Genomic DNA, 23,195 nt, shown 5'->3' with positions numbered 1-23,195 from the left:
GGCGACAGACCGATACGATGAAGACCTATATCTACTACCCCGGTATGGAGGTACGCGACGAGCTCTGGCTCAAGTTTGCCCTGCTCTATCTGGAGCGGCTCGCCTTTGTCTTCACCGTCAGCGAAAAGAGCGGTCTCACCACTCTGCAGCAAACCCTCGAGCAGGAGACCGATCTGCTGGCCAAGCGACCCGATGCCGCCTTCTTTGCCGCCATCACTCCGCAACTCGAAAGCCAGTTAAGCGGTTTGCTTGCTCCCGATTTTGTCCGTCACAAGGTGTTTGGTAACAAGGAGCTGGTCACCCGCTGGCGTCAGGGGGCCAACCACGACTGCTTCTGCCCGGATCAGGCGGGGCTGGAGCGGCTGCACGGCTTTTGCCTCAACCATGGTTTTGCCAGTCGGGATCAGGGGGGGATAAGAATGGCACGGCGCTTTGCCAATCTGCTCTCCATGCGCCTTGCCCGTGAGTGGGCACTCGCCAATGACGGGGCGCTCATTACCGATCACGACTATCTGGACCGCCTGCTCCATCTGCTCGAATCCCGCTACCACAATCGCGGCGGTCAGGATTGCTTCCATCTCGAGATCCCGTTGCAAGTACCCACTCACCTCGGCGAGATCTCTTTCGCCGAGCTTATCGCCCTGCGCGGGCGCAGCGGCTTTCGCCAGCAGTTGGCCGAATTTCATCTGGCCCTCGACAACCTGCTCACCATGCTGGGGAGCGGCTATGCCGATCCGTCGGCCCTGACCCGCTTCGAGCAGGCCCGGCAAGGGCTGAATCAACTGCTCGGCCCCGAGACCATCAGCATGCCACTCACCACCCTGGTCAGCACCAGCCTGCCCGCCGTAGCGATGCTCCACCAGTTAAAAGCGAGTCACCCCGAAAGCAACCTCATCTTCCATCCCATCAAGAAGAGCCACTTTCACCAGCGCAAGAGCCAGCACTTCTTCACCCGGCTCGGCCATCTGCGCCAACCGGGCTGAACCGGTGGAATGAAAAAGGGGTTGGCATCTGCCAACCCCTCTCGTTATCTGCGGCCTACCAATCATCACCACGGTGATTGGCCCGCTCTTGTGCGTCACGGCGCGCTTCCATCGCCCTGTCACGGCGGATATTGGCAGGGGTACAGGCAAACTGTTTCTGATAACAACGTACAAAACTCTCGGAAGCGGGTTCGAAAGGTGAATAGAACCCGGTACGTTCAGGAGAAACATGGTGATCACCATGATTGGTAGTGGCACAGCCCGAACTCATCAGCACCAGCAAGGGACACAGAACACGCAGCAAAAGAGAACTCCCGATTGGATTTGAATGAACTCGCAATTATTCAAAAATTAATTCATCCAATCAAATATTGATGCATTTCAAATGGTTAATTACATTCACCTCAATGGCTGTCGGCAAAACGCTCAACGGGTGATGGTGCCGGCATCACTGTCAGGATGCACCACGCGAAACTCGATGCGATCGCTGTTGCCCGCCTCATCCACCACCACCAACTGGTAGAGCCCCGCCACGCTCAGCACCTGATCCCCATCCCAGCGCAGCCGCTGGCCGTTGAGAAACCAGGCCGGCTTGCCGACACCGCCGAGCACCTTGGGCTGCAGCCGATAGCGCTGGCTGCGGATAAGATTGCCCTCCCCCAGCGCCACGATGCGAATGGGAGCCTGCAGCTCGGCACTCTGCCCCTCCCCTGCACAACCGCTGGCCAGCAGCGCCTGCCGTCGCTCGCCGGGGACCGCCACGGCTCCAGCGACAATGGCCAGAGGGCCCGAAAACCAGATTGCGCCGCATCGGGGCAACGGGTCAGCGTCGGCTTGCCCGCGGCAGTGAGCGCAACTTGACGCAGCGGCGAGGGCCAGTCCATGGGATCCGGCAAGGTGGGAGGATCACGCCCTTCCAGCAACCAGGCACTCTGACGCAGCAAACAGGCTTCAGGCTGGGTCGCGCTCATTTTGCGCCCCAGCGGCCAGCAGATCTCGGCTTCGCTCACCGTATTGGGCTGTGCCGGCAGGGGGCTGTTGTCGGCAAGCCGCGAGTAGACAGAGAGCAGCAGCGGCACAGCTGCACTCTGGCCGTAAAAACCGGGCATGGGGGTGCCGTCGGGGCGTCCCAGCCAGACGCCGATAGTCCAGCGACCGGAGACCCCCATCGCCCAGCTGTCGCGATAGCCATAGCTGGTGCCGGTCTTCCAGGCCAGTCGATTGACCCGGCCGGTCGCCTCGCTGGCAAAAGGCTGATCCGCCCGCCCCTGCGCGCTCAGGATCTGCCAGATAATCCAGGCCGCCCCCGGGCTCAGCAAGGGGCGCGACACCGCCTGCTGCCCCGCCAGCCAGACCGGCATTGCCACCTGCCCCTGCCGGGTCAGCGCGCTGTAGAGCGCCACCAGCTGTTCGAGCCGAATACCCGCAGCCCCCAGCGCGATGGCCGGGTTGGGCTTGTCGGAGAGCGCCAGTCTCACCCCGGCGTTGTCGAGGCGGCTGACCAGTTTGTCCGGCCCAAGCGCCTCCAGCACCTGCACCGCCGGCACGTTGAGGGATTGCTGCAGCGCCTGCGCAAGGGTCACCGGCCCCTGAAAGGCACCGGAAAAGTTGGCGGGGCGATACTCCGAGCCCAGCCTTGGCGCATCGGAGAGCAGGGAGGCCGAATGCACCAATCCTTCGTCCATGGCCAGACCGTAGATGAAGGGCTTGAGGGTGGAGCCGGGAGAGCGGATCGCCTGCACCATGTCGAGGTAACCGTGGCGACGCAAATTGCCATACTCGGCGCTGCCCACATAGGCGCGCACCGCCATGGTTTTGTTGTCTACCAGCAGCAGGGCAGCGGAGGTCTGCTCGGGAAAGCGCCGGATATAGCTCGCCACCCGCCCCTCCAACCAACGCTGCAGATCGCCGTCTATGGTGGTGTGCACCAGCGCCCCGGCCTGATTGTCGGCGGCAAGACGGGCAAAGAGCGGCGCCTCCATCGGCGTGAAGTGGCCGCGAGCCAGCACCGGCTCGATACGCCCCTCCAGCCACACCTGTTCGGGCCAGACGCCTTGCGCTACCAGCCGCTGCATCACCTTGTCACGGGCGGTGCGGGCCCGCTCGGGATGGCGGTCCGGCCGGTTGCGGCTGGGAGCCTGCGGCAGCACCGCCAACAGTGCAGCCTCGGCATAGGTCAGCTTGGCGGCGCTCTTGCCAAGATAAGCAAAACTTGCTGCCTGCACCCCCTCCAGATTGCCGCCAAACGGCGCCCGGTTGAGGTAGACGGTGAGCAGGGTGCGCTTGTCATAGTGCCACTCCAGCTGCAGCGCGCGGGCCATCTGACGCAGCTTGCCGGGCACGCTCCTGTGGTAGGGCTCGATAAGACGCGCCACCTGCATGGTGAGGGTCGAGCCGCCCGACACGGCGCGCCCGTAACGCAGCCACTGCCAGACCCCGCGCACCATGGCCACCGGATTGACCCCGGGATGGCGCCAGAAGTAGCGATCCTCGTAGCCCAGCAGCGCCTCGATATAGCGGGGGGAGACCTGCTCCAGGGTCACGGGATAGCGCCACACGCCGCTGGTATCGGCAAAGGCGCGCAGCGGTCGCCCCTTCATGTCGAGCACCACCCGTGCGTAGGCAGGGTCGAGCGGTGGCGGCGGGAAGAGTCGATCCAGTGCCAGCAATGACAGGAGCAGTGCTACAACGCCCAGCACCGAGCAACGCTGCCAGCGTGGCAGGCGACCAAGCCAGCGCCAGCAAGCGTGGCCACTGCGACCCAATTTCAGCCAACCACGCTGCCAGAAAGTGAGCGGGCGAACCCGCTCAAGGGAGGGAACATTACTCAGAGATGATCACCTCATGGATATCCTCACCCACGGCACGCAGCTCGGGGCGGTACATATCCTCCACCTGGGTCGGCGGCACCTGATAGCGACCCGGCGTCACCGCCCGCATCAGGTAGACCAGTTGCTGGTTGCTCCCCTCGCTCAGATCCAGCGCAGCCGTGTAGCGGTCATCGCGAAACTCCTGATGCTTGAGATAGTCGTTCCACTCGCTCTGCCACGCCGGTTTCCCCTCAATGGAGAGCTCTTCGAGCTTGATGCTGTTGCCAAGGGCCGGGTTCTCCAGCTCGAAGCCAGCGGGCACCATCTCTACCAGCAGGGCATCGGGCACCGCCGATTCGCTGCTGACATTGAGCCGCACCACCACCAGATCGCCCACCTTTACCTTGGCGGGATCAAACGGCTGGCCGTCGCTGTTGAACCAGCTGCGGGTCACACTCATCCCCTTGCTGATCCGTGCTGGCGCCTGTTCGGGGTAACCGACCAGAGTGCGCTGCACATAGAGCGAGCCCTTGCCCTCGTTGGTGACCGCACTGGCCGCCAGCGCCTCGGGGGCACTCAGCTGCAACGGGGCCGAACCGCTCAAGGCTTCAATGCCAGAGGATGAGGCGACCCTGGCCTGCCAGTCGACGGCCGGATCGAAGCGGGCGAGTCGCAGCAGGGCGAGCCGCTCCTGAGTGCTGAGCCACTGACGGTGGGCCAGGGTATCGGCCACCTTGGCGCTGAGGGCTGGCCAGCGCTCCGCAGCCAGCTTGTGCTGGCGCAGCAGGGAGAGCTCAAGGGCCTGATCGCGCAGCGGTGAGCCGTAATCCCCGAGATAATCATCACCGCGCTCGGTCGCCAATGCCCGGCTGAGGGCCTTGGCGGCGTTCTGCTCATCCCCCATGGCCGAGAGGGCCAGCGAGAGGTGCAAGAGCGGCAAGCCGGAACGGGCATGATCGGCCTGCTGCTCCCAGATAAGACGCAGGGTAGCGAGCGGTGCCTTGCCCACCCGGGCCAGCACATAGGCGCTGTAAGCCTGATAGGCCAGCCGGCTGTGCTCGGGGGCACTGCTCCAGCGCTCGCCGTACTGGCTGTCGGTGAGATAGCTTTGCAGCCGGTTCAGCGCCTGATTAAGCATCGCCTCCGGCACGGCGTCACCCGCCTCCTTGCGCGCCAGCAGGTAGTCGGCGGCATAGGCGGTGAGCCACTGCTCCTCGTCGGAGCGGCCATCCCACAGACCAAAGCCGCCGCTTGGCAGTTGCAACCGCTGCAGCCGTTGCAGCAGGGCGCGCTGCACATCCGCCTCGCTCGCCGCTTTCTTGCCCTCTGCGGGTTTGCTCCAGGCGGCCCGCTCATCCGCCGTGGTCAGCAAGTAAGGCCAGGCACGGGACAGGGTCTGCTCCAGACAGGCGTAGGGGTAGTCAGCCAGCGCCTGCCACTGGGCTGCCGGATCCCAGGGCGGAGTACCGGAGAGGCTGAGCAGCCCCTGCAGATTGGCGCGATCCAGCCCGGCCAGCTCACTTTGCGCAAAGCTCATCTGCTGGCCGGGGGCCAGCATCTGGTAGCGCTGGCGAGTCTCGGCAGGCCAGGGGGAGCGCAGCGGCAGATACCAGTCGCGGCTGATGGCAAAATCCTTGCCGCTGGCCGCCAACTGCAGGCTCGCCACACCGCTCGCCACGGTCACGGTGAGCGGCAGGGTCAGCCACTGCTCCTCGCCATTTTTAAGGGCAAGGGTGCCGGGCAACTCGCCATTTGCCTTGAGCCCGCCATTGAGGGTCCAGGCAAGGGAGAGGGTCTGATCCTCGCCGCTCATGTTGCGCAGCTGCACCAGCGCCCGGGTCTCATCCCCTCTGGCGCCAAAGCGCGGCCAGCCGATCTCGGCAACCAAGGGCGCCACCACCTTGACGGCGCGCTCGGCCTCGCCGACTTGCTGTTCGTTCCAGGCCAGCGCCATCAGCGCCAGTTCGCCGTTGAAGTTGGGCAGATCGAGCGGGATCACCGCCTTGCCCTGCTGGTCAAAACTCACCTCGCCGCTCCACAGTGCGGCGATCTCGACCCGACTCTCCAGCGCGCCACCCTTTTTCAGCGGCGCCCGGTCACCCCCATAATTGAGGCGGGCCAGCTTGCCATCCTGCGGCGGGATCACCTGGCCGTAGTTGTCGAACAAATCTTGGGCGAAGCGCTTGCGGCCAAAGAAGATCTCGAACGGGTCGAGAGGCTGGTAGTCGCTGATATTGAGCACGCCCCGATCCACCGCAGCCAGCACCACGCGGCCCTGACTGTTGGGGGTGGAGGTCGCGGTCACTTCCAGTCGAGTGAGCGGCACCGCTTTATCAGGCGCGCTCAGGGTGAGCGGCAGACGGCGCGCTTCCCGATCCAGGGTGAGCGGCACCAGCCCGACCGAGCGCAAGCTCTGTCCCTGCTGGCTACTGACCGGTTTGGACGCGCTGTCTGGCGCGGCGATCTGGGCCGAGATATGCAGATCATGACGCTGCCACTCTGGGCTGACCGGGATCTCGAACTCGCCACGGGCATCCTTGGCACCGCCACCGGCCCCCTTGAGCTCGATACGCAGCCACCAGCGCAGGCCGTCGCCATCCTCCACCAGCAGCAACCCCTTGCCGGGGCGCGGCGCCACCAGCGTCACCTTGGCCTTGTCACCCGCCTGATAGGCACGCTTGTCGAGGGTGATGGCAATCTTGTCAGGCCGTGCCTGCTCGCCACCGCCCCCCCAGGCGTAACTGCCGATCTCCACCCGCAGGCTCGATTGATGGCCCTGACTGTTCTCAACCTCCAACCGATACCAGCCCGCCGCCAGTTGCAGCGTGAGCGGGGTCGGCCCCTTGCCATCCAGCTGCAGGGTCTGCTCCTGCTCCAGATAGGGCTGGCTGTTGAATTCGTACTTCCACCCCTCACCATCGGCGTAGTGCCAGTAGTAGTCACGGTACTCGTTGACAAGGCGCACTTTCACCGCCCCCGCCACCGGTTGGCCTTGCTCATCGAGATTGAGGATCTGGAAGGGCAGAGGCTTACCCCCCTCTACCCGATCCGCCACGAAGTCGGCCTTGAGCGCCGGCCACTGGCTGCCCGCGGGCCAGCCATACTGGGTGCGGCTGCGATTGACGGCGCGACCACCGGGCTCAGCGAGCGACACCCGATAGGCCACCTCCAGCGGCCCGAGGGTACGCACCCCATCGAGTTCATCAGCAAGCGAAAAAGTCCCCTGCCCCTGCGCATCGAGGGTGAGATTGAGGGGCTCGAGATCCCTGGCCTGCTCGGCGAGCTGCACGTCACCCAGAGTGAACTCCTGCCACTGGGTAAAGGGCATGGTAGCGCGGCTGATTTTCACCTCTGCCTTGGCCTTGGTGGCACTGGCTGGCGCACCGTAGAGATAGTCCCCTTGCAGTGGCAGAGTGAGGGCGGCGTCCAGACTCGTCACTTCCCCATCCGGCCCCTTGCCAAGCTGCAGTTTCAGCCGCTCCGGCAGAAACTCCTCCACCAGAAAAGGCCACTCGAAGCGGCTACCGGCGGCGGTCTTGAGGTTGATGGTCCAGCGCCCGAGCGGCGCATCGTCCGGCAAACGCAGACCGTAGTGGGCGGCGCCCAAATTGTCCGGCAGCAGCCGTTTCTGTTCGAGCAATTGACCGTCCGGCTGCTTCACCTCCAGCTCCACCGCCATGCCGGGCAACAGCTGGCCATCCTGCCCCTTGAGCAGGATCTCGCTGTCGAGCCGCTCGCCGGGGCGATAGAGATCGCGCCCGCTGAACAGATAAAGCTGCTGGGCCTGCCAAGGCTGGGTGCCGAGATCGAAGGTGGAGAGATCGAGCGCCGCCCCATCGAGGCGCAGCACCGCCAGATGGTTGCCCTGCTCGGCCAGCAGCAAGCGAGCACCCTGCACCTGATCGAAGCGACGATGGCCCTGCGGATCGGTGGTTTGCACCTGCAGCCGGTTGCCTTTCTCGTCGAGCAGGGAGAGCTGCACATCCTTGAGCGGGTCGGCGCTGGCCAGGGAGCTGACAAACACCTCCAGCTGATCGCGGTAACGGCGGGCACTGAGCCCCATGTCGCTCACCGCAAAATAGGTGGTCTCCTTGCGCCAGTCATAGTTGCCAAGGGGCGACATCACCGCAAAGTAGACGCCAGCCTCCGCCAGCTGCGGCTCCTTCACATTGATGAGGCGGGTCTCGCGCCGGTTGGCATCGAGCTCCAGCGCATAGCGGCCGCTAAACACCCGCTTGGCCCGCTTGGTGATCTGTTCAAGCTCCCAGTTGCCCATGCCGGCACCGGGGCGATACTCGGCCAGGAAACGGGGCAAATACTCGGCATCGACCCGAAAGAAGTCGATATTGACCTCATCCACATTGACCGCGCTGATGGGCAGGCGCAGCTCGTCGCGCAGCGGCAATACCATGCCACTGGCGGTAAAAGAGGCTCCCGCCTCCAGCGGCCGGGTCTTGAGAGTCCAGCTCTGGGGGGATGGGCCCAGCCCCGCCTTGAGGCTCACCTCATAGCTCTTGTCGGGCTGAACGTTCGGGAAATAGAGGGTGCGACCATCGTCGGCCAGGATCCACTCCCCCTGCACCTGCTTGCCCCCTTCACTGACCCCAAGCCAGCTCTGCCAGTTTGCCTTGGGCACCAAGGGGCCGGAGAAGACCAGCGCCAGCGCTGGCGCGTCGCGATATTGACGGGCATTGGCTTGTACGACTGAGCTCGGTGCCCCGGCCTCCTGCTGGGCAGCGGGCTGAGTGGTCGGCGTATTGGCGACAGGCTTGTCGGGGCCACAACCGGCCAGCAGCAAACCGGCCAACCCGGATAGCAGCAGGGCCGACCAGCGGCGACGATTCAGAGAGAGTGCTCCTTGGGCAGAGCAACGGGAAACCGGGCGAGCGTGAAAGAGGCGCATAGATTCCATCCTGGCTGGGATCCGCTGCAACAGCAGCGAGGCAGCAAACAGGATAAAGCATCGAGCGCCCCTGACACAAAGAGGATTCTCGCGACAACAGGCAGAAGCCACCGTGCTGCGACAACGGCCGCCCTTTCAGAGCGGCCAAACACCCAGCAGACCTAAATCAACGGAGGGGGGATTGCTCTCTTTTGGCACCCCCCTTGAACCAGCGAAAGAGGATGGCCGTGACGGCGATAAGGAAGAGCACCAGAGAGGTGATCAGCAGCATGCGGGTCAGCAGTTCGCTATGGGCCACAAAGAAAGGCACCGTCATCGCCAGCTTGCCCACCAGACTCAAACAAAGTGACCAGAGCACGGCGCTGGCAAAGCTCGCCACGCACATGCGCAGCACGCTCAGGCGACCTATCCCCATCAGCATGGGCGTCAGCACCCGGACGAACGGAATAAAGCGAGAGGCGAACATGGCCAGAAAACCATACCGGTTCAGCAGCCGGGTCGCTTTGGGCAAACTGTCTGGCGGCAACATCCGCTCGATATGCTCCATAAAGCGGGTACGCTGCAGCGCCCTGCCTTGCAGATAGGCAAGCACGGAGCCAAACCCCGCCGCCAGCGGCAGATAGATGAGCGTCACTTCCGTCCCCAGAACGCCCATTCCCACCAACCCACCGGCCAGCAGCACCAGGCTGTCTCCCGGCAGGGGGAGAAAGACAAACGCCGACTCCAGCAACAGCACCAGCATCAGACAACAGATGAGCATGGGCACCGCCTGCATCTGGATCAGGGCATCAAAGTCCTGATGCCAAATGGCCATCAACATATCCAGCATCTCTTACTCCCTACCACAACGTTCACCGTGAACGAGGCAGGGGTTATAGCACTCCCCCCATGAACAAAACGTTAATTTTGTCTCGCAGAGAGAAAAAAATGCGGCGAAATGGCGCCAGGCGGAAAAAAGAAAAAGCCCCTCATCTTGCGCGCACAAGGGAGAGGGGCAAACAGGCACAGAAAGGGGTTACTCGGCAGTAGCCATCTGCCAGGTTTTAAAGCCGCCGGAGAGGTTCTTCACCTTGAAGCCATGCTGGCTCAGCAGGCGGCAAGCGACGTGACCACGCAGCCCGACCTGACAGCTGATCAGCAACTCTTTCTCCTTGGGCAGCTCATGGAGGCGACCACGCAGCTCGTCGAGCGGGATATGCATGGCACCCGGAATGCGGCCCAGCTTGTCAAGCTCGGGGCCATTGCGCACATCCACCACCTGCTGGTGAGGATTGTGAGCCTGCACCTCGGCCACGTGGCAGAGCAGGGTATCCCCCTTCAGGTGGTTGCTCGCCACAAACCCGGCCATGTTGATCACATCCTTGGCCGAGCCAAAGGGCGGCGCATAGGTGAGCTCCAGATCCTGCAGATCAAACACGGTCAGGCCAGCGCGCTGGGCTACCGCCAGCACATCGATGCGCTTGTCGATGCCATCCTTGCCCACTGCCTGGGCACCGTAAATCTTGCCATCCGGGGCAAACAGCAGCTTGAGGCTGACTGGATGGGCGCCCGGGTAGTAACCGGCGTGGCTGCCCGGATGGACATAGACCTTCTCGAACGGCAATCCCAGTTGCACCAGTCGCTTCTCGTTGAGGCCGGTGCTGGCCACCGCCAGATCGAACAGCTTGCAGATGGCGGTGCCTTGGGTCTTCTTGTAGGTTTCGCTTCGGCCCAGCATATTGTCGGCGGCGATGCGCCCCTGCCGGTTGGCCGGGCCCGCCAGCGGGATCAGCACTGATTCGCCGGTGACGAAGTCAATCTCCTCCACCGCATCCCCCACCGCATAGATAAAGGGATCCGAGGTGCGCATGCCGGCATCCACCTTGATGCCGCCGCGCGGCCCCAACTCCAGCCCAGCTTTGGCGGCGAGCAGGGTTTCCGGCTTGACGCCGATGGCGAGGATCAAGAGACCGGTATCAAGATGGGAACCATCATTGAGGGTCAGGCGCAGGCCACCGCTGTTGGCGGTAGCCACGGCGGCGGTTTTCTCGGCAGGCAGATCCAGACTCTCGATGGCGGTGAGGCCGGTGCGCAGGCGCAGATCGATCCCCTCTTCCCGGATGCGGGCATGGAGCATGTTGGCCATCTCCCTGTCCACCGGCGCCATCACCTGATCGGAGAGCTCCAGCAGGGTGACATCCAGCTTGCGCTGGTGCAGCGCCTCCATCATCTCCAGCCCGATAAAGCCGCCGCCCACCACGGTCACGTGGCGCGGTTGATCGTGGTGAAGAGAGGCCAGAATCCGGTCCATGTCGGGGATATTGCGCAGGGTATGCACCCGGGGGCTATCGATACCGGGGAAAGGCGGCCGGATCGGCGCAGCGCCCGGGCTCAGCAGCAGCACGTCATAAGGTTCGCGCTGCTCTTCACCGGTTTGCAGGTTGCGCACCAGCAATGTCTTGCCTGCCCTGTCTATCTCGATCACATCGTGGAAGACCCGCACATCGACGTTGAAACGGCGCTTGAAACTCTGGGGAGTCTGCAGCAGCAAGGCATCCCGATTGGGGATATCCCCCCCGATGTGGTAGGGCAGACCGCAGTTGGCAAAGCTGACAAACTCGCCCCGCTCGAACATCACGATCTCCGCCTCTTCGCTCAGCCGGCGTGCTCTGGCGGCCGCCGATGCGCCCCCCGCAACCCCACCGATAATCAGGATCCGTTTCATCTGCAAGACTCCTCCTAGAAGATAATAGCCAATAAATTAGCAATCTCTAATTTAGATTTCAATGAAATTTTGTTTCCCTCGATTTTGCAGTATTCTTGCAGCCCCGACGGTTGCTTAACAGGATGTTGTTCGTTCATGTCGTCTACCGCTCTCAGTCATCTTCCCCCTGCCCTCCAGACTCCCCTTTTCTTTCGTCTGGATCTGCGCAGCCAACGGCTGGTCGCCCTGACCGACGTGATGCAAACGCCGCTCTACTGGCTCGACGAACCGCGCGCCCCCTGGCCTGCCCAGCTGCCCGCCGATCTGCGCCTGCCCATCGAGCAGATGCTGGCCAATGGTCATGGCGGCAAACTCTCCCTGCGCTTTGGTGGCCAGCTCTGGCACATTGCCATCGCCCACGAGCAGGATGGATTCTGGCTTATCTGCCTGCAGCACCGGCATCTGGAGCCGGTTTCCGAGCTGGCACTGCAACTGCCGCGCCTTAGCCAGATGGCGAGCCAGCAACAGTATGCTCTCCTGCTGGAAACCCTCAAGGATAGTCTGGGCGCCGATCGACTCATTCTCTGGCACTATCAGGCCAACGGCGATCTGGGCTGCGAGCAGCTCACTCCCGTCTTTACTCTGGGTGTTGATGGCATCTATCCCATTCGTGGCGACAGCCGCTATATCCGTGCCCTGCGCACCCGCAAATCCCTGAGCTTCTCGGAAGCGGCCCATCAGCCGATGCTGAGCAACCACCTCTATCTGGCCAGTGCCGGCGTCAGCTCGCGCCTCGACGGTGCCATGCTGGAGCAGGACAAGCTCTTTGGCGTGCTCAGCATCGAATATCTCGACCCGACTCCTCTTGGCGACGAGATGCTGCAACTGGTGCGCCACTGCGCCCAACTGCTTGGCCACTGGCAACCGGTGCAGGAGGAGAGCGCAAGCGACCTCGCCCTGCCTGCCGAGCTGCACCAGCTCACAGGCATTGACTACTGCAAAACGTTGCTGCAATGGGCCAAAGCCGCCAGCGGTGCACGTGCCGGCTGGATCGGCGAGTTCCAGCCACGGGGGCAGGATCTCTGGATCATTCCCCGCTGCGTCCTCAACGAGGAGACCTTCTCCGCCCTCAAGCCCCTGCAGATGGATCCGGGCCCCGGCAGGGAGCTATTCCAGCACGGGCAGGCCATCTATGTGGAAGATCTGGCGCTGCGCTATCCTAAGGCTCACCGCCTGCTAGCCCTCAATGCCAGGGCCTATATCGGCATCCCGCTGCACAACTCCGGGGGTACACCGACCGGCCAGCTCACCCTGCTGCTCGACGAGACGCTGAGTGACCCTGAGCCGCTGCTGGATCTCTTGAGCAGCCAGCACGAGCGGGCCGCCATCGAGCTCAAGCGCCTGGCTACCGACGACGCCCTGCGCCTGGCCGAAGTGGCCTTCAATACCCACGACGGCCTGCTGGTGATGGATCACAACGGCATCATCCTCAAGGTGAACCACTCCTTTACCCGCATCACCGGATTTGGCGAGGTGGAGGTCATTGGCCACTCCATCCGCAAGCTGCGCCCCACCTACTATGGCGATCACCTGAAAGAGGATGTCAGTCGGGCCGTGGCCGAGCAGGAGTTCTGGCTGGGTGAGGAGCGCTGCCTGCATCAGGATGGCCACCTCTTCCCGGTGCGCCTGATGGTGAGCGGCGTGAAGGATGAGCGGGGGGAACTCAGCCACTTCATCTGCAGCTTCTACGACATCACCAAGGAGAAAGAGGCCGCCAGACACATAGAGCAGCTCGCCTACTACGACGATCTCTGCGGCCTGCACAATCGCCGCAGCCTCAACACCATTTTGCAGCGCACGCTGGAGACGTCCGATGGTCAGTGGGGGGCATTGCTGCTGGTCGATCTCGACAACTTCAAGTCGATCAACGACTCCCTCGGCCACGCCTGTGGCGATCTGCTGCTGCAGGCGGTGGTGCACCGCTTCAGGGAGCTGCCGCAGGACAATCTGGTACAGGCCCGCATCTCGGGGGATGAATTTGCCCTGCTCTTTACCCAGCTTGGACAGGGTGAGGTAACCGCCAAAATTCTGGCAGAGCACTTCGCCCGCGAGTTGATGGGGCTGTTTCGCACTCCGTTCGAAATCGCCGATCACAAGCTGCACTGCAGCGCTTCAGTCGGGATCAGCCTCTTTGCCGGCAACGGCATGGATCACCTCACCCTGATGCAGCAGGCTGACACGGCCACTCACATGGCCAAGCGCGCCGGTCAGGGCAACTACGTCTTCTTTACCGAAGCGATGGCCGAGCAGGAGAAAAATCGCCTCACCCTCACCAACCAGTTGCGCGATGCCCTGCGCCACCACGAGCTGCAACTGCACTACCAGCCGCAATATCGGGTGGATAACGGCACCCTCTCGGGGGTCGAGGCGCTGCTGCGCTGGCAGCGCAGCGATGGCACCATGGTGCCCCCCGGCGAATTTATCCCCATCGCCGAGGAGACCAGCCTTATCCTCGAGATCGGCTACTGGGTGATGAAAACCGCCTGCGCGCAATACAGCTTCTGGCTCAACCGCGGCCTGCAGCTCCCCCACCTGTCGGTCAACGTCAGCGCCCGCCAGTTCCACACCCAGGGCTTCGTCCAGCAGGTGGAGTACATTCTGCGCGATACCGGCATCCCGCCCTCCCGCCTGCTGCTGGAGGTGACCGAATCCGTAGTGCTGGAGAATCGCATCGAGAGCATCGCCCGCATGCGCCAGCTCAAGGAGCTCGGCATCCTCATCTCCATCGATGACTTTGGCACCGGCTACTCGTCGCTCGCCTACCTGCGGGATCTGCCCGCTGATGAGGTGAAGCTCGACAGAAGCTTCATCCAGACCCTGGTGCACAGCGAGCAGGACAGGGCCATCGTCAAGGCGATCCTCGATCTGGCTCAGGTATTCCGCTTTACCGTCACCGCCGAGGGGGTGGAAGAGGAGGCACAACTGGCCATTCTCCGAGAGCTGGGATGCCAGCATTATCAAGGGTTCCTCACCAGCCGCCCGCTCACCATCAGGGAGCTGGAACAACTGCTGGACGGCAACGGGCCGGACTAAAGGTGTAGGATCAATAGGGGTTTATGTAATAAAATAACGGCCTGCTCGAATCGTTGGAGTTGTCTATGTCAGTCATTAACCGGATCCCTGCCGTTGAAATCAGTGAACAAGCCGAGAGTCACGGCGCCATTGGCCGGATCCATTCCGTTGAAACCTGCGGTACCGTCGACGGTCCGGGAATACGCTTTATCGTATTCATGCAAGGATGCCTGATGCGCTGCAAGTACTGCCACAACCGCGATACCTGGGATACCGAGGGTGGCCGCGAAGTGACAGTGCCGGAGTTGATGAGTGACATCACCAGCTATCGCCACTTCATGAATGCCTCAGGTGGCGGTGTGACCGCATCCGGCGGTGAAGCCATGCTGCAACCTGCTTTCATCACCGAACTCTTTACCGCCTGCAAAGAGAAAGGGATCCACACCTGCCTCGATACCAACGGCTTCGTCCGTCATCTCGACGAACAGGTGGACAAGCTGCTCGACCAGACCGATCTGGTGCTGCTCGACATCAAGCAGATCAATGACGAGAAACACATTCCGCTGACCCACGTCAGCAACAGGTACACCTTGGAGTTTGCCCGCTATCTGGCAGCCAAAGGCAAGACCATGTGGATCCGCTACGTGGTGGTGCCGACCTGGAGCGACGACGACGAGAGCGCCGAAGGGCTGGGTCAGTTCATCGCCGAGCTGGGCGAGAGCGTCGAGAAGGTGGAGCTGCTCCCCTATCACGAACTCGGCAAACACAAGTGGGATGTGCTGGGTGATCCTTACGAGCTGAGCGGGATCAAGCCCCCCAGCAAGGAGACCATGGAGCGGGTCAAGGGGATCCTTGGCAAGTACCACAACAACGTGAAATATTGATGTGCAAGCAGGCTGACTCGTCAGCCTGCTCTGTTTTCGGGTGGCAGGGATCTGGCTGCCCAGCGTAATCTGACTGCCTCGTGAGTGAACGAATGATGAGTGAAGGACAACTCGCCGCTCTTCTGATCTGGCTGCTGCTACTGACTTTCAGCCTGCGCCGCCCCCTGTGGCAACTGCTTCATGACAACCCCCTCTACCAGCATCTGCTGCTGGGGAGCGCCATCGCCCTCATCCCGCTCTGGACGCTGCGCGCCGGTCTGCACGATGGATTGGAGGTGCATTTTCTCGGGCTCACCACCCTCACCCTGCTACTGGGCTGGCGGCTGGCCCTGCTCGCACCCTGTCTGACCCTGCTGGTACTCGACTACTTTGGCGTGACCAATCTGGCCGATTTTGGCTGGCAGGCGCTGGTTGGCATTGCCCTGCCGGTAGCCAGCAGCTGGCTGCTGTTTCTGGCCAGCTGGGCCTGGCTGCCACGCCATCTCTTTGTCTATATCTTCGTTGCCGCCTTTCTTGGCGGCGCCCTCGCCATCTCGGTCAAGGTGGCAGCCAGCGCCCTGCTGATGGGGATAAGCGGCAGCTACCCCTGGCATACCATCACGGCAGACTACCTCTCCATCTGGCCGCTGCTGCTCTTTCCGGAAGCCCTGCTCAACGGCATGGCGATGACGGTGCTTGCCATCTACCGCCCCCACTGGGTCAACACCTTCTTCGATCGCACCTATCTGGGCAAATAACTCCTTTTCCCCGATCTGCGCTCATAAAAAAGGAGAGGCCATGACCTCTCCTTTTGCTATTCCGAATTGTGACACATCCCGGCTTAGTGCAGCTTCAGGGTCGGACGCAGCACACGGTTGATACGACCCACCAGCATGATGAGGCCGGTCTTGACGTAGCCGTGCAGGGCGATCTGGTGCATTCGGTAGAGGGAGATGTACACCAGACGGGCGATGTAGCCTTCCACCATCATGGAGCCGCGCATCAGGTTGCCCATCAGGCTGCCCACGGTGGAGAAGCGGCTGAGGGATACCAGCGAACCGTGGTCGTGATAGAGGTAGGGCTTCATCTCGCCACCGTTCATCTTGGCCAGGATGTTCTTGAATGCCTGGCTGGCCATCTGGTGGGCAGACTGGGCGCGCGGCGGCACGAACTTGCCGTCCGGCTGCGGGCAGGCGGCGCAGTCACCGATGACGAAGATGTTCTCGTCACGGGTGGTCTGCAGGGTCTCTTTCACCACCAGCTGGTTGATGCGGTTGGTCTCAAGACCAGCGATATCCTTCATGAAATCCGGCGCCTTGATACCGGCAGCCCACACCATCAGGTCAGCTTCAATCAGCTCGCCATCCTTGGTATGCAGACCTTCGGCGGTCGCTTCGGTGATCATGGTGGCGGTACGCACATCCACACCCAGCTTGACCAGCTCCTGATGAGCGGCGCCGCTGATGCGCTCCGGCAGGGCCGGCAGGATGCGGGGGCCCGCTTCCACCAGCGTCACCTTCAGGCTGTCAGTGGTCAGGTTCTTGAAGCCGTAGGCGTAGAGCTGCTCGACCGCGTTGTAGAGCTCGGCAGAGAGCTCGACGCCGGTGGCGCCGCCACCAACGATGGCAATCTTCACCTTGTCGCCCGGCTTATATTCGGTCGCGAACTGCAGGAAGCGGTTCATCATGCTGTTGTGGAAACGGTGTGCCTGGGAGGGGCTATCCAGGAAGATGCAGTGATCCTTGATGCCCTTGGTGTTGAAGTCATTGGAAACAGAGCCAATGGCCATCACCAGATAGTCGTAAGGCAGCTCGCGCTCGTTGACCACGATGTCGCCACTGTCGTCGTGGATCGGGGCCAGTACGATGCGTTTCTCGTCACGCTTGATGTCGGTCAGGGTGCCGAGCTGGAAGTCGAAACCGTGGTTTTTGGCGTGAGACTGATAGCTCAGGGCATCGATGCCCGCATCCATGGAGCCGGTAGCTACTTCGTGCAGCAGGGGCTTCCACAGGTGGGTGCGGTTACGATCAACCAGAGTGATCTTGGCCTTGTTCTTCTTGCCAAGCTTGCGACCCAGACTGGTGGCCAGCTCCAGACCACCGGCGCCGCCGCCTACAACGACAATATTCATCATGATGATTTTTCCTCGGTTCCTCAAAACGAAAGGGAGCCATTGGCTCCCTAAAACGAAATCGGTCGACGTGATGGATCAGGCTTCTTTGAAGGCCTTCATCCGCTGCAGATGGTGCGAGATGTTTTTGAACTTATGGGTCTCGCGATCATCCCACACGATGTCGTAATAGTTCTTCAATTCACGTTCAGTGTCCCGATTATCGCGCACTTCATCCTGAACGGAAAGGATACACAGGCAGTTTCCTGAATTTTTCTTACGAAATTCAGTTACACACTTGGTGCCAATATCCTCGTACTCCTCCGGCCGGTCGATCTTGCCCTGCATGTTCTCTTCGGGGTGCAGATTGGGGTTGAAGATCACCTGACGAATGCCGCACAAAAAGCCGATGCGCTCGCTCCAGTAACCGCCGAGTCCGACACCGCAGATGAGGGGCTTGGGATCTGTGCTCATGTCGAGCTGCTTCTTCACTTCCTTGAGCAGGTGGCTCATATCATGACGGGGGTGAACCGTGCTGTAGTGCACGAAACGCACATCATCATCAATAAACTGCAACTGCAGCACTTTCTCGTGATTGCCGGGGCTGGTGGCATCGAAGCCATGCAGGTAGATGATCATGGATAAGACCTCAGGATCTGTGTCGGTTTTATCGAAACTACCCCAGCGGCAGCCTCACGCGCCACCAAAACATCCAACTTTCTTGCTTTGGATCACGCCAGCCCCTGCAACAAGATGCAGCGCATGAGCCCTTGCCAGGCGCAATACGCAAAGCAGCCCTATCAAAGTGAGAGGCTGTGGCCAAAAATGATACCGCCATTACCAATCTGAGATGCCCGGCTACGCCCTTTGTCCCTCTTCTTGTGCCTGATCCCGATCCGGATGTGATTGAACCCTCAAAAAGCCAAACGTTTTCACCACCAGTCACGATTGAGCATGTTTTGTGCACTGACCATGGCCTGCACCGGATCCCTCTCTCTTGCCCATCCCGATGAGTCCGGCGATCCACGCACTCGATAACATCTGTGACCGGGAAAGCCGCGGCTTTCGCTATCTTGCCCCTGCCCGTTGCCGGGGCTCGCCAAGGAGAGATCTGTTGATGAACGAGACCAATCCCCCCGCCTCCCGACCGGGAAAGCGAATACGTCCCGATGACGAAGTGGAGCGCATGCTCCCTGCCGGCCAGCTATTTACCCTAGGCCTGCAGCATGTGCTGGTGATGTATGCCGGCGCCGTCGCCGTCCCACTGGTGATAGGCGGCAGCCTGGGGCTGCCCAAGGAGCAGATCTCCTACCTCATCAGTTCGGATCTCTTCTGCTGCGGCATCGTCACCCTGCTGCAGTGTGTCGGTATCGGGCGTTTCGCCGGGATCCGGCTACCGGTCATCATGTCGGTCACCTTTGCCGCCGTGATGCCCATGCTGGCCATCGGTGCCAATCCGGATCTGGGGCTCACCGGCATCTTCGGCGCCACCATAGCCGCGGGTATCATCTCGACCCTGCTGGTGCCACTGATAGGCCGGTTGATGCCGCTCTTCCCCACCGTGGTGACCGGGGTGGTCATCACCTCCATCGGGATCAGCATCATGCAGGTGGGGATCGACTGGATGGCGGGGGGCAAGGGCAATCCCGAATATGGCAGCCTGCGCTACATCGGCACCAGCTTTCTGGTGCTCGCCTTCATTCTGGTGGTCACCCGCTTTACCAAGGGCTTTTTCAGCAATATCTCGGTGCTGCTCGGCATCCTGTTTGGCTTCGTGGTGGCCATCGCCATGGGGGAAGTGAGTCTGGACGGCCTGAGTGAAGCGGCCTGGTTCGCCCCCATAGTGCCGTTTGCCTTTGGCTGGCCCACCTTCGATCCCATCTCCATCGCCACCCTAACCGTCATCATGCTCATCACCTTTATCGAGTCGATGGGGATGTTTCTGGCCCTTGGCGACATCGTCGGTCATCCGGCCAGCCGCGGCGATATCGTGCGCGGGCTGCGGGTGGATGGCATCGGCACCATCATAGGCGGCGTCTTCAACAGCTTCCCCCACACCTCCTTCTCCCAGAATATCGGGCTGGTGAGCGTGACCGGGGTATCGAGCCGCTGGGTCTGCGTGATGTCTGGGGGGATCCTGCTCGCCTTTGGTCTCATCCCCAAGATGTCGGTGATGGTCGCCTCCATCCCTCCCTTCGTGCTGGGTGGCGCCGGCATCGTGATGTTCGGCATGGTGCTGGCAACCGGGATCCGCATTCTGGCGCGAGCTGACTACAACACCAACCGCCACAACCTCTACATCGTCGCCATCAGCCTCGGGATCGGCATGATACCGACCGTCTCCGGCCACTTCTTCCAGCACTTCCCGGCGGCGCTGCAACCGTTGTTTCATAGTGGCATTCTGCTGGCGACCATCAGCTCGGTAGTGCTCAACCTCTTCTTCAACGGCTACCAGCCTGATCTCATCCACAAACCCAAGCCTTTGCTGGTCGGCCCCATCAAGCCCGAACAAGAGCAGGCATAACCAACAGGCCCCGGGCACAGGTACGGGGCCTGTCACTCACATCACCGCTTACCCAATCAGGCTGGCAGCTGTGCGAAGCGCTCTACCGCCTGAGCCACCTGAGCCAGACTCCCCTGCCAGAAGGCCGACTGGCGAATATCCTGCCCCAGATGTTTTGCCACCAGCGCCTCGGCGCTCATGCGGCCGGTATCGCGCAGCAGGTCGCGGTACGCCTGCGCCACATTGTCGCCTCCCGCCGCCTGGCGACTCATCAGTTGCTCATACACGCCGAGGCTGAAGAGATAACCGAACAGATAGGGATAGTTGTAAAAACCCAGCCCGGCGATGGAGAAGTGCGCCTTGGCCGCCCAGAACATGGGGTGATAGCGGCAGAGGCTCTTCTCATACCAGCGTCCCCACGCCTCATCGGTCAGCGCCTTGAGGCGGGCCGGCGCAACATAGCCATGCTCCCGCTCGGCCACCAGCGCCCGCTCGAAGTCGAAACGGGCCGGGATATTGACCAGGAAGGTAGCTGCTCCATCGGCCTCGGCCCAGGCGATCGCCAACTGCTCCTCAGGACTTTCTGCCTGCTCGAACAGGGCGCTGCGCACCAGGGTCTCGGCAAAGATGGAGGCTGTTTCGGCCAACGTCATGGGATAGCTGCGCTGACTCATCGGCAGATCGCGGATCACCCAGTTGTGCCAGGCGTGGCCCAGCTCATGGGCCAGCGTAATGACGTTGTCCATGGTGCCGGCATAGGTGACGAAGACCCGCGGCTCGACCGGTTCGGCAAATTTGGTGCAGTAGGCGCCGGTGCGGCGATTTGGCGTAGGGGCCGCATCGATCCACCCCTTCTCGGCCATCATCCGGGCAAACTCCCCCATCTCCGGATCGAAACGGCTAAAGGCATCGGCAATCAGCTCGATCGCCTCCTCGAACGGGATCTCGCGGCTGCTGGCAGCCGGAGGCGGCGCAAAGAGATCCTCGGCCCCCGGATCGTCGATACCAAGGCGTGCGGCCATCAGCTCCAGCGCCCGCTGACCCAGAGTGCGGGCCTGCCAGGTCTCGCTCATCAGCGTATCCAGGGTGGCGCGCTCGATATGGCTCTGATGACAGGAGAGATCGAGGGCATCGAGCTGCCGCTCACTGCCGCGCTGACGCGAGAGCTCCAGCCGCCAGCCGTTGATGGCGTTGAGGATGGCGGCCACCGTCTCCTGCTCTCCCTCCCAGCCGGCGCTGATGGCATCGAATGCTTCCCGGCGCAGGGAACGCAGCGGGCTGGAGAGCAGATTGCTCGCCTCTGCCAGTCCCATCTCGCGGCCATCGATCACCAGCCGGATCTTGCCCACCAGATCGTTGTAGAGGTTGCCCCAGGCGTGCAGCCCATCGGTACCAAGACCGATCACCAGCTGCTCTGCCGCCACCGGCAGACGCTGATCCTGCAATCTGCGTTCGTGACGCAGGCGATACTCCTCCTCACCAAGCAGGGGATCCGCCATCAACAGACCAAATTCGGCCTCCGGCAGCGCCAGCATCAGGTCTTCCACCGGCGCCAGCGTCTTGAACAGGTCGGCATTGAGGGCGCGAGCACGGGATGCCAGCTGCTTGGCCTGGGTATCACGAGCATCCTGACTGCCCCGGCAGGCCGCCAGAATCGCCACGTTCCAACCGATATGACGAATGCGGCGGGCACGCAGGCGCACCTCCCGCAGGCAATCTTGCCGCGCATCCCCCGCAAGGTCGGCCAGATTGGCGACCAGCGCCGCCAGTGGTGCAAGGGCAGCACGGGCCTCGGCCATGTCGGACTCAAGCTCGGGACTGTCGAGAGCGGGATAGATATGGTGGTTGTGCCACTGCTGAAGGTATCGGGTTGCTTGCATTGAAGGCTCGTTATCAAGATGTCAAACAGGGAGAGATGGCCGCCAGCGCTTCTCGCTGGCGGCCCCGAAAGATAATGCAGACGCTTATTTGGCTGGCTTGAGTTTGCTTATCAGCGTCATCGCCAGCACCAGCAGCAGGCCCGCCACCACACCGGCCACGGCGTTGAGCAGAGTCGGCGTCACCACTGCCAGTACGGCCCCCACAGTGGGCAGAGTGGCGACAACTGCGGCGGCGCCTTCAATGAGGTGATGGGCGAAAGGCCAACCATGCACCAGAATGCCGCCGCCCACCATAAACATGGCGATCGTCCCCACCAGCGCCAGCAGATGCATCAGCTTGGGCGCCGTACTCAGCAGTCCCTGCCCGACCGAACGGCGCAGTGCCCCGCCATCCGGCTTTTTCAGAAGGTGCAGGCCGATATCATCCAGTTTGACAATCAACCCGACCAGCCCATAAACCCCGATGGTCATCAGCAGTGCGATACCCGCCACCACCGAGAGCTGCAGGGCGATGCTCGCCCCCTGTACTGTGCCAAGGGCGATGACGATAATCTCGGCGGAGAGGATAAAGTCGGTGCGGATCGCCCCCTTCACCTTCTGCTGCTCGAAGGCCACCAGATCGTCAGGAATGGGGCCCGCGTGATGCTCTCCCTCCTCCTGATGAGGCAAAAACTTGTGCGCCAGCTTCTCGGCACCTTCGAAGCAGAGGTAAGCGCCTCCCAGCATCAAGAGCGGGGTGATGAGCCAGGGCACCAGCGCACTGATGGCGATGGCGGCAGGTACCAGAATCAACTTGTTGCGAAATGACCCCTTGGCCACCGCCCATACCACCGGCAGCTCCCGCTCGGCACGCACTCCGGAGACCTGCTTCGCATTGAGGGCAAGATCGTCCCCCAGCACCCCGGCGGTCTTCTTCGCCGCCATCTTGGTCATCAGCGCCACATCATCAAGCACGCTGGCAATATCGTCGAGCAGGGCCAACAAACTGGTTCCGGCCATATCAGAGATTCCTTATATCAGTGAGAAACGTCTACCCAAAAAAAGTCTCGCTCTTGTTCATCACGACCTTGGTCATCAGCGCCACATCATCAAGCACGCTGGCAATATCGTCGAGGAGGGCCAACAAACTGGTTCCGGCCATATCAGAGATTCCTTATATCAGTGAGAACAACCCCGGGAGAGAGGTGTGCGGTCTGATGACCACCAGGGTCTGCAGGGCCACCTCATGGCGCTCGCAGGCCATCATCAGCCGCGCAAGGCAACCGTCGCTCGCCATCTGGGGTTACTTCTTTCGGGCAAAAGATGGCACAGTGTAACGAGAAGCTACCATTTCGGCAGCACCCCGGAGCCATTTGTTATTGGCCCTCCTCAATACACCAGCAAGGAGT

At 61.9% G+C, this 23,195-nt stretch carries 12 protein-coding genes and 1 pseudogene; 5 read left to right on the top strand and 8 right to left on the bottom strand.

Annotation, left to right across the window (positions count from 1 at the left end; translation table 11 throughout):
- Positions 1–17 precede the first annotated feature (17 nt).
- Complete coding sequence (locus WE862_RS12150) at positions 18–983, top strand: hypothetical protein (RefSeq protein WP_042033430.1); 966 nt, start codon at positions 18–20, stop codon at positions 981–983.
- 426 nt (positions 984–1,409) lie between these two features.
- Here the strand turns inward: WE862_RS12150 and pbpC are convergent.
- From pbpC to WE862_RS12130, 4 genes and pseudogenes are all read right to left on the bottom strand, one after another.
- Positions 1,410–3,754 (bottom strand): annotated as a pseudogene (gene pbpC, locus WE862_RS12145) (penicillin-binding protein 1C).
- A 52-nt stretch (positions 3,755–3,806) separates the two neighbouring features.
- On the bottom strand, positions 3,807–8,696 hold the full coding sequence (locus tag WE862_RS12140) for an alpha-2-macroglobulin family protein (RefSeq protein WP_042033428.1): 4,890 nt from the start codon (positions 8,694–8,696) through the stop codon (positions 3,807–3,809).
- Between the two features lie 166 nt (positions 8,697–8,862).
- The gene (locus tag WE862_RS12135) at positions 8,863–9,525 is read right to left on the bottom strand and encodes a DedA family protein (protein WP_041209919.1); all 663 of its coding nucleotides are present in this window, start codon (positions 9,523–9,525) and stop codon (positions 8,863–8,865) included.
- A gap of 186 nt (positions 9,526–9,711) precedes the next feature.
- A complete protein-coding gene (locus WE862_RS12130; RefSeq protein WP_042033426.1) occupies positions 9,712–11,400 on the bottom strand; it encodes an FAD-dependent oxidoreductase in 1,689 nt (562 codons plus the stop codon).
- Positions 11,401–11,535: 135 nt separating this feature from the next.
- On the opposite strand from WE862_RS12130, the gene WE862_RS12125 reads away from it, so the two are divergent.
- The 3 genes from WE862_RS12125 (at position 11,536) to WE862_RS12115 (ending at position 16,072) form a co-directional block, all read left to right on the top strand.
- Positions 11,536–14,472 carry a sensor domain-containing phosphodiesterase gene (locus WE862_RS12125; RefSeq protein WP_042033425.1) on the top strand — a complete coding sequence of 979 codons (2,937 nt, stop codon included), beginning with the start codon at positions 11,536–11,538 and terminating at the stop codon, positions 14,470–14,472.
- Positions 14,473–14,537: 65 nt separating this feature from the next.
- Positions 14,538–15,335 (top strand): pyruvate formate lyase 1-activating protein, encoded by a 798-nt coding sequence (gene pflA / locus WE862_RS12120; RefSeq protein WP_042033423.1) that lies wholly within the window; start codon positions 14,538–14,540, stop codon positions 15,333–15,335.
- Between the two features lie 95 nt (positions 15,336–15,430).
- Positions 15,431–16,072 (top strand): energy-coupling factor ABC transporter permease, encoded by a 642-nt coding sequence (locus WE862_RS12115; protein WP_042033493.1) that lies wholly within the window; start codon positions 15,431–15,433, stop codon positions 16,070–16,072.
- 83 nt (positions 16,073–16,155) lie between these two features.
- Here WE862_RS12115 and WE862_RS12110 read toward each other — a convergent pair whose 3' ends face one another.
- Positions 16,156–17,448 carry an NAD(P)/FAD-dependent oxidoreductase gene (locus tag WE862_RS12110; protein WP_033113394.1) on the bottom strand — a complete coding sequence of 431 codons (1,293 nt, stop codon included), beginning with the start codon at positions 17,446–17,448 and terminating at the stop codon, positions 16,156–16,158.
- A 75-nt stretch (positions 17,449–17,523) separates the two neighbouring features.
- Positions 17,524–18,063: an alpha/beta hydrolase YcfP gene (gene ycfP / locus WE862_RS12105; protein WP_033113393.1), complete on the bottom strand. Its 540-nt coding sequence runs from the start codon at positions 18,061–18,063 to the stop codon at positions 17,524–17,526.
- Positions 18,064–18,541: 478 nt separating this feature from the next.
- Between ycfP and WE862_RS12100 the strand changes: the two genes are divergently transcribed.
- A complete protein-coding gene (locus WE862_RS12100) occupies positions 18,542–19,948 on the top strand; it encodes a nucleobase:cation symporter-2 family protein (protein WP_042033421.1) in 1,407 nt (468 codons plus the stop codon).
- A 56-nt stretch (positions 19,949–20,004) separates the two neighbouring features.
- Here the strand turns inward: WE862_RS12100 and WE862_RS12095 are convergent, their stop codons facing one another.
- Both WE862_RS12095 and WE862_RS12090 read right to left on the bottom strand, forming a co-directional pair.
- Complete coding sequence (locus tag WE862_RS12095; protein ID WP_042033419.1) at positions 20,005–21,807, bottom strand: M3 family oligoendopeptidase; 1,803 nt, start codon at positions 21,805–21,807, stop codon at positions 20,005–20,007.
- Between the two features lie 84 nt (positions 21,808–21,891).
- Positions 21,892–22,806, bottom strand: coding sequence for a DUF808 domain-containing protein (locus tag WE862_RS12090; RefSeq protein ID WP_042033416.1), 915 nt, complete (start codon positions 22,804–22,806; stop codon positions 21,892–21,894).
- Positions 22,807–23,195: the final 389 nt, after the last annotated feature.

Origin of the sequence: Aeromonas jandaei, assembly GCF_037890695.1 — a bacterium.
GTDB lineage: Bacteria > Pseudomonadota > Gammaproteobacteria > Enterobacterales > Aeromonadaceae > Aeromonas > Aeromonas jandaei.
Note: the sequence above shows the minus strand (reverse complement) of the source record. Positions and strands in the feature narration are given on the sequence as shown.

What these genes read in the sequence shown, in the direction of transcription:
- WE862_RS12150 (WP_042033430.1), top strand. Translation starts at nt 18, where the DNA reads ATGAAGACCTATATCTACTACCCCGGTATGGAGGTACGCGACGAGCTC.
- WE862_RS12140 (WP_042033428.1), bottom strand. Translation starts at nt 8,696, where the DNA reads ATGCGCCTCTTTCACGCTCGCCCGGTTTCCCGTTGCTCTGCCCAAGGA.
- WE862_RS12135 (WP_041209919.1), bottom strand. Translation starts at nt 9,525, where the DNA reads ATGCTGGATATGTTGATGGCCATTTGGCATCAGGACTTTGATGCCCTG.
- WE862_RS12130 (WP_042033426.1), bottom strand. Translation starts at nt 11,400, where the DNA reads ATGAAACGGATCCTGATTATCGGTGGGGTTGCGGGGGGCGCATCGGCG.
- WE862_RS12125 (WP_042033425.1), top strand. Translation starts at nt 11,536, where the DNA reads ATGTCGTCTACCGCTCTCAGTCATCTTCCCCCTGCCCTCCAGACTCCC.
- pflA (WP_042033423.1), top strand. Translation starts at nt 14,538, where the DNA reads ATGTCAGTCATTAACCGGATCCCTGCCGTTGAAATCAGTGAACAAGCC.
- WE862_RS12115 (WP_042033493.1), top strand. Translation starts at nt 15,431, where the DNA reads ATGAGTGAAGGACAACTCGCCGCTCTTCTGATCTGGCTGCTGCTACTG.
- WE862_RS12110 (WP_033113394.1), bottom strand. Translation starts at nt 17,448, where the DNA reads ATGATGAATATTGTCGTTGTAGGCGGCGGCGCCGGTGGTCTGGAGCTG.
- ycfP (WP_033113393.1), bottom strand. Translation starts at nt 18,063, where the DNA reads ATGATCATCTACCTGCATGGCTTCGATGCCACCAGCCCCGGCAATCAC.
- WE862_RS12100 (WP_042033421.1), top strand. Translation starts at nt 18,542, where the DNA reads ATGAACGAGACCAATCCCCCCGCCTCCCGACCGGGAAAGCGAATACGT.
- WE862_RS12095 (WP_042033419.1), bottom strand. Translation starts at nt 21,807, where the DNA reads ATGCAAGCAACCCGATACCTTCAGCAGTGGCACAACCACCATATCTAT.
- WE862_RS12090 (WP_042033416.1), bottom strand. Translation starts at nt 22,806, where the DNA reads ATGGCCGGAACCAGTTTGTTGGCCCTGCTCGACGATATTGCCAGCGTG.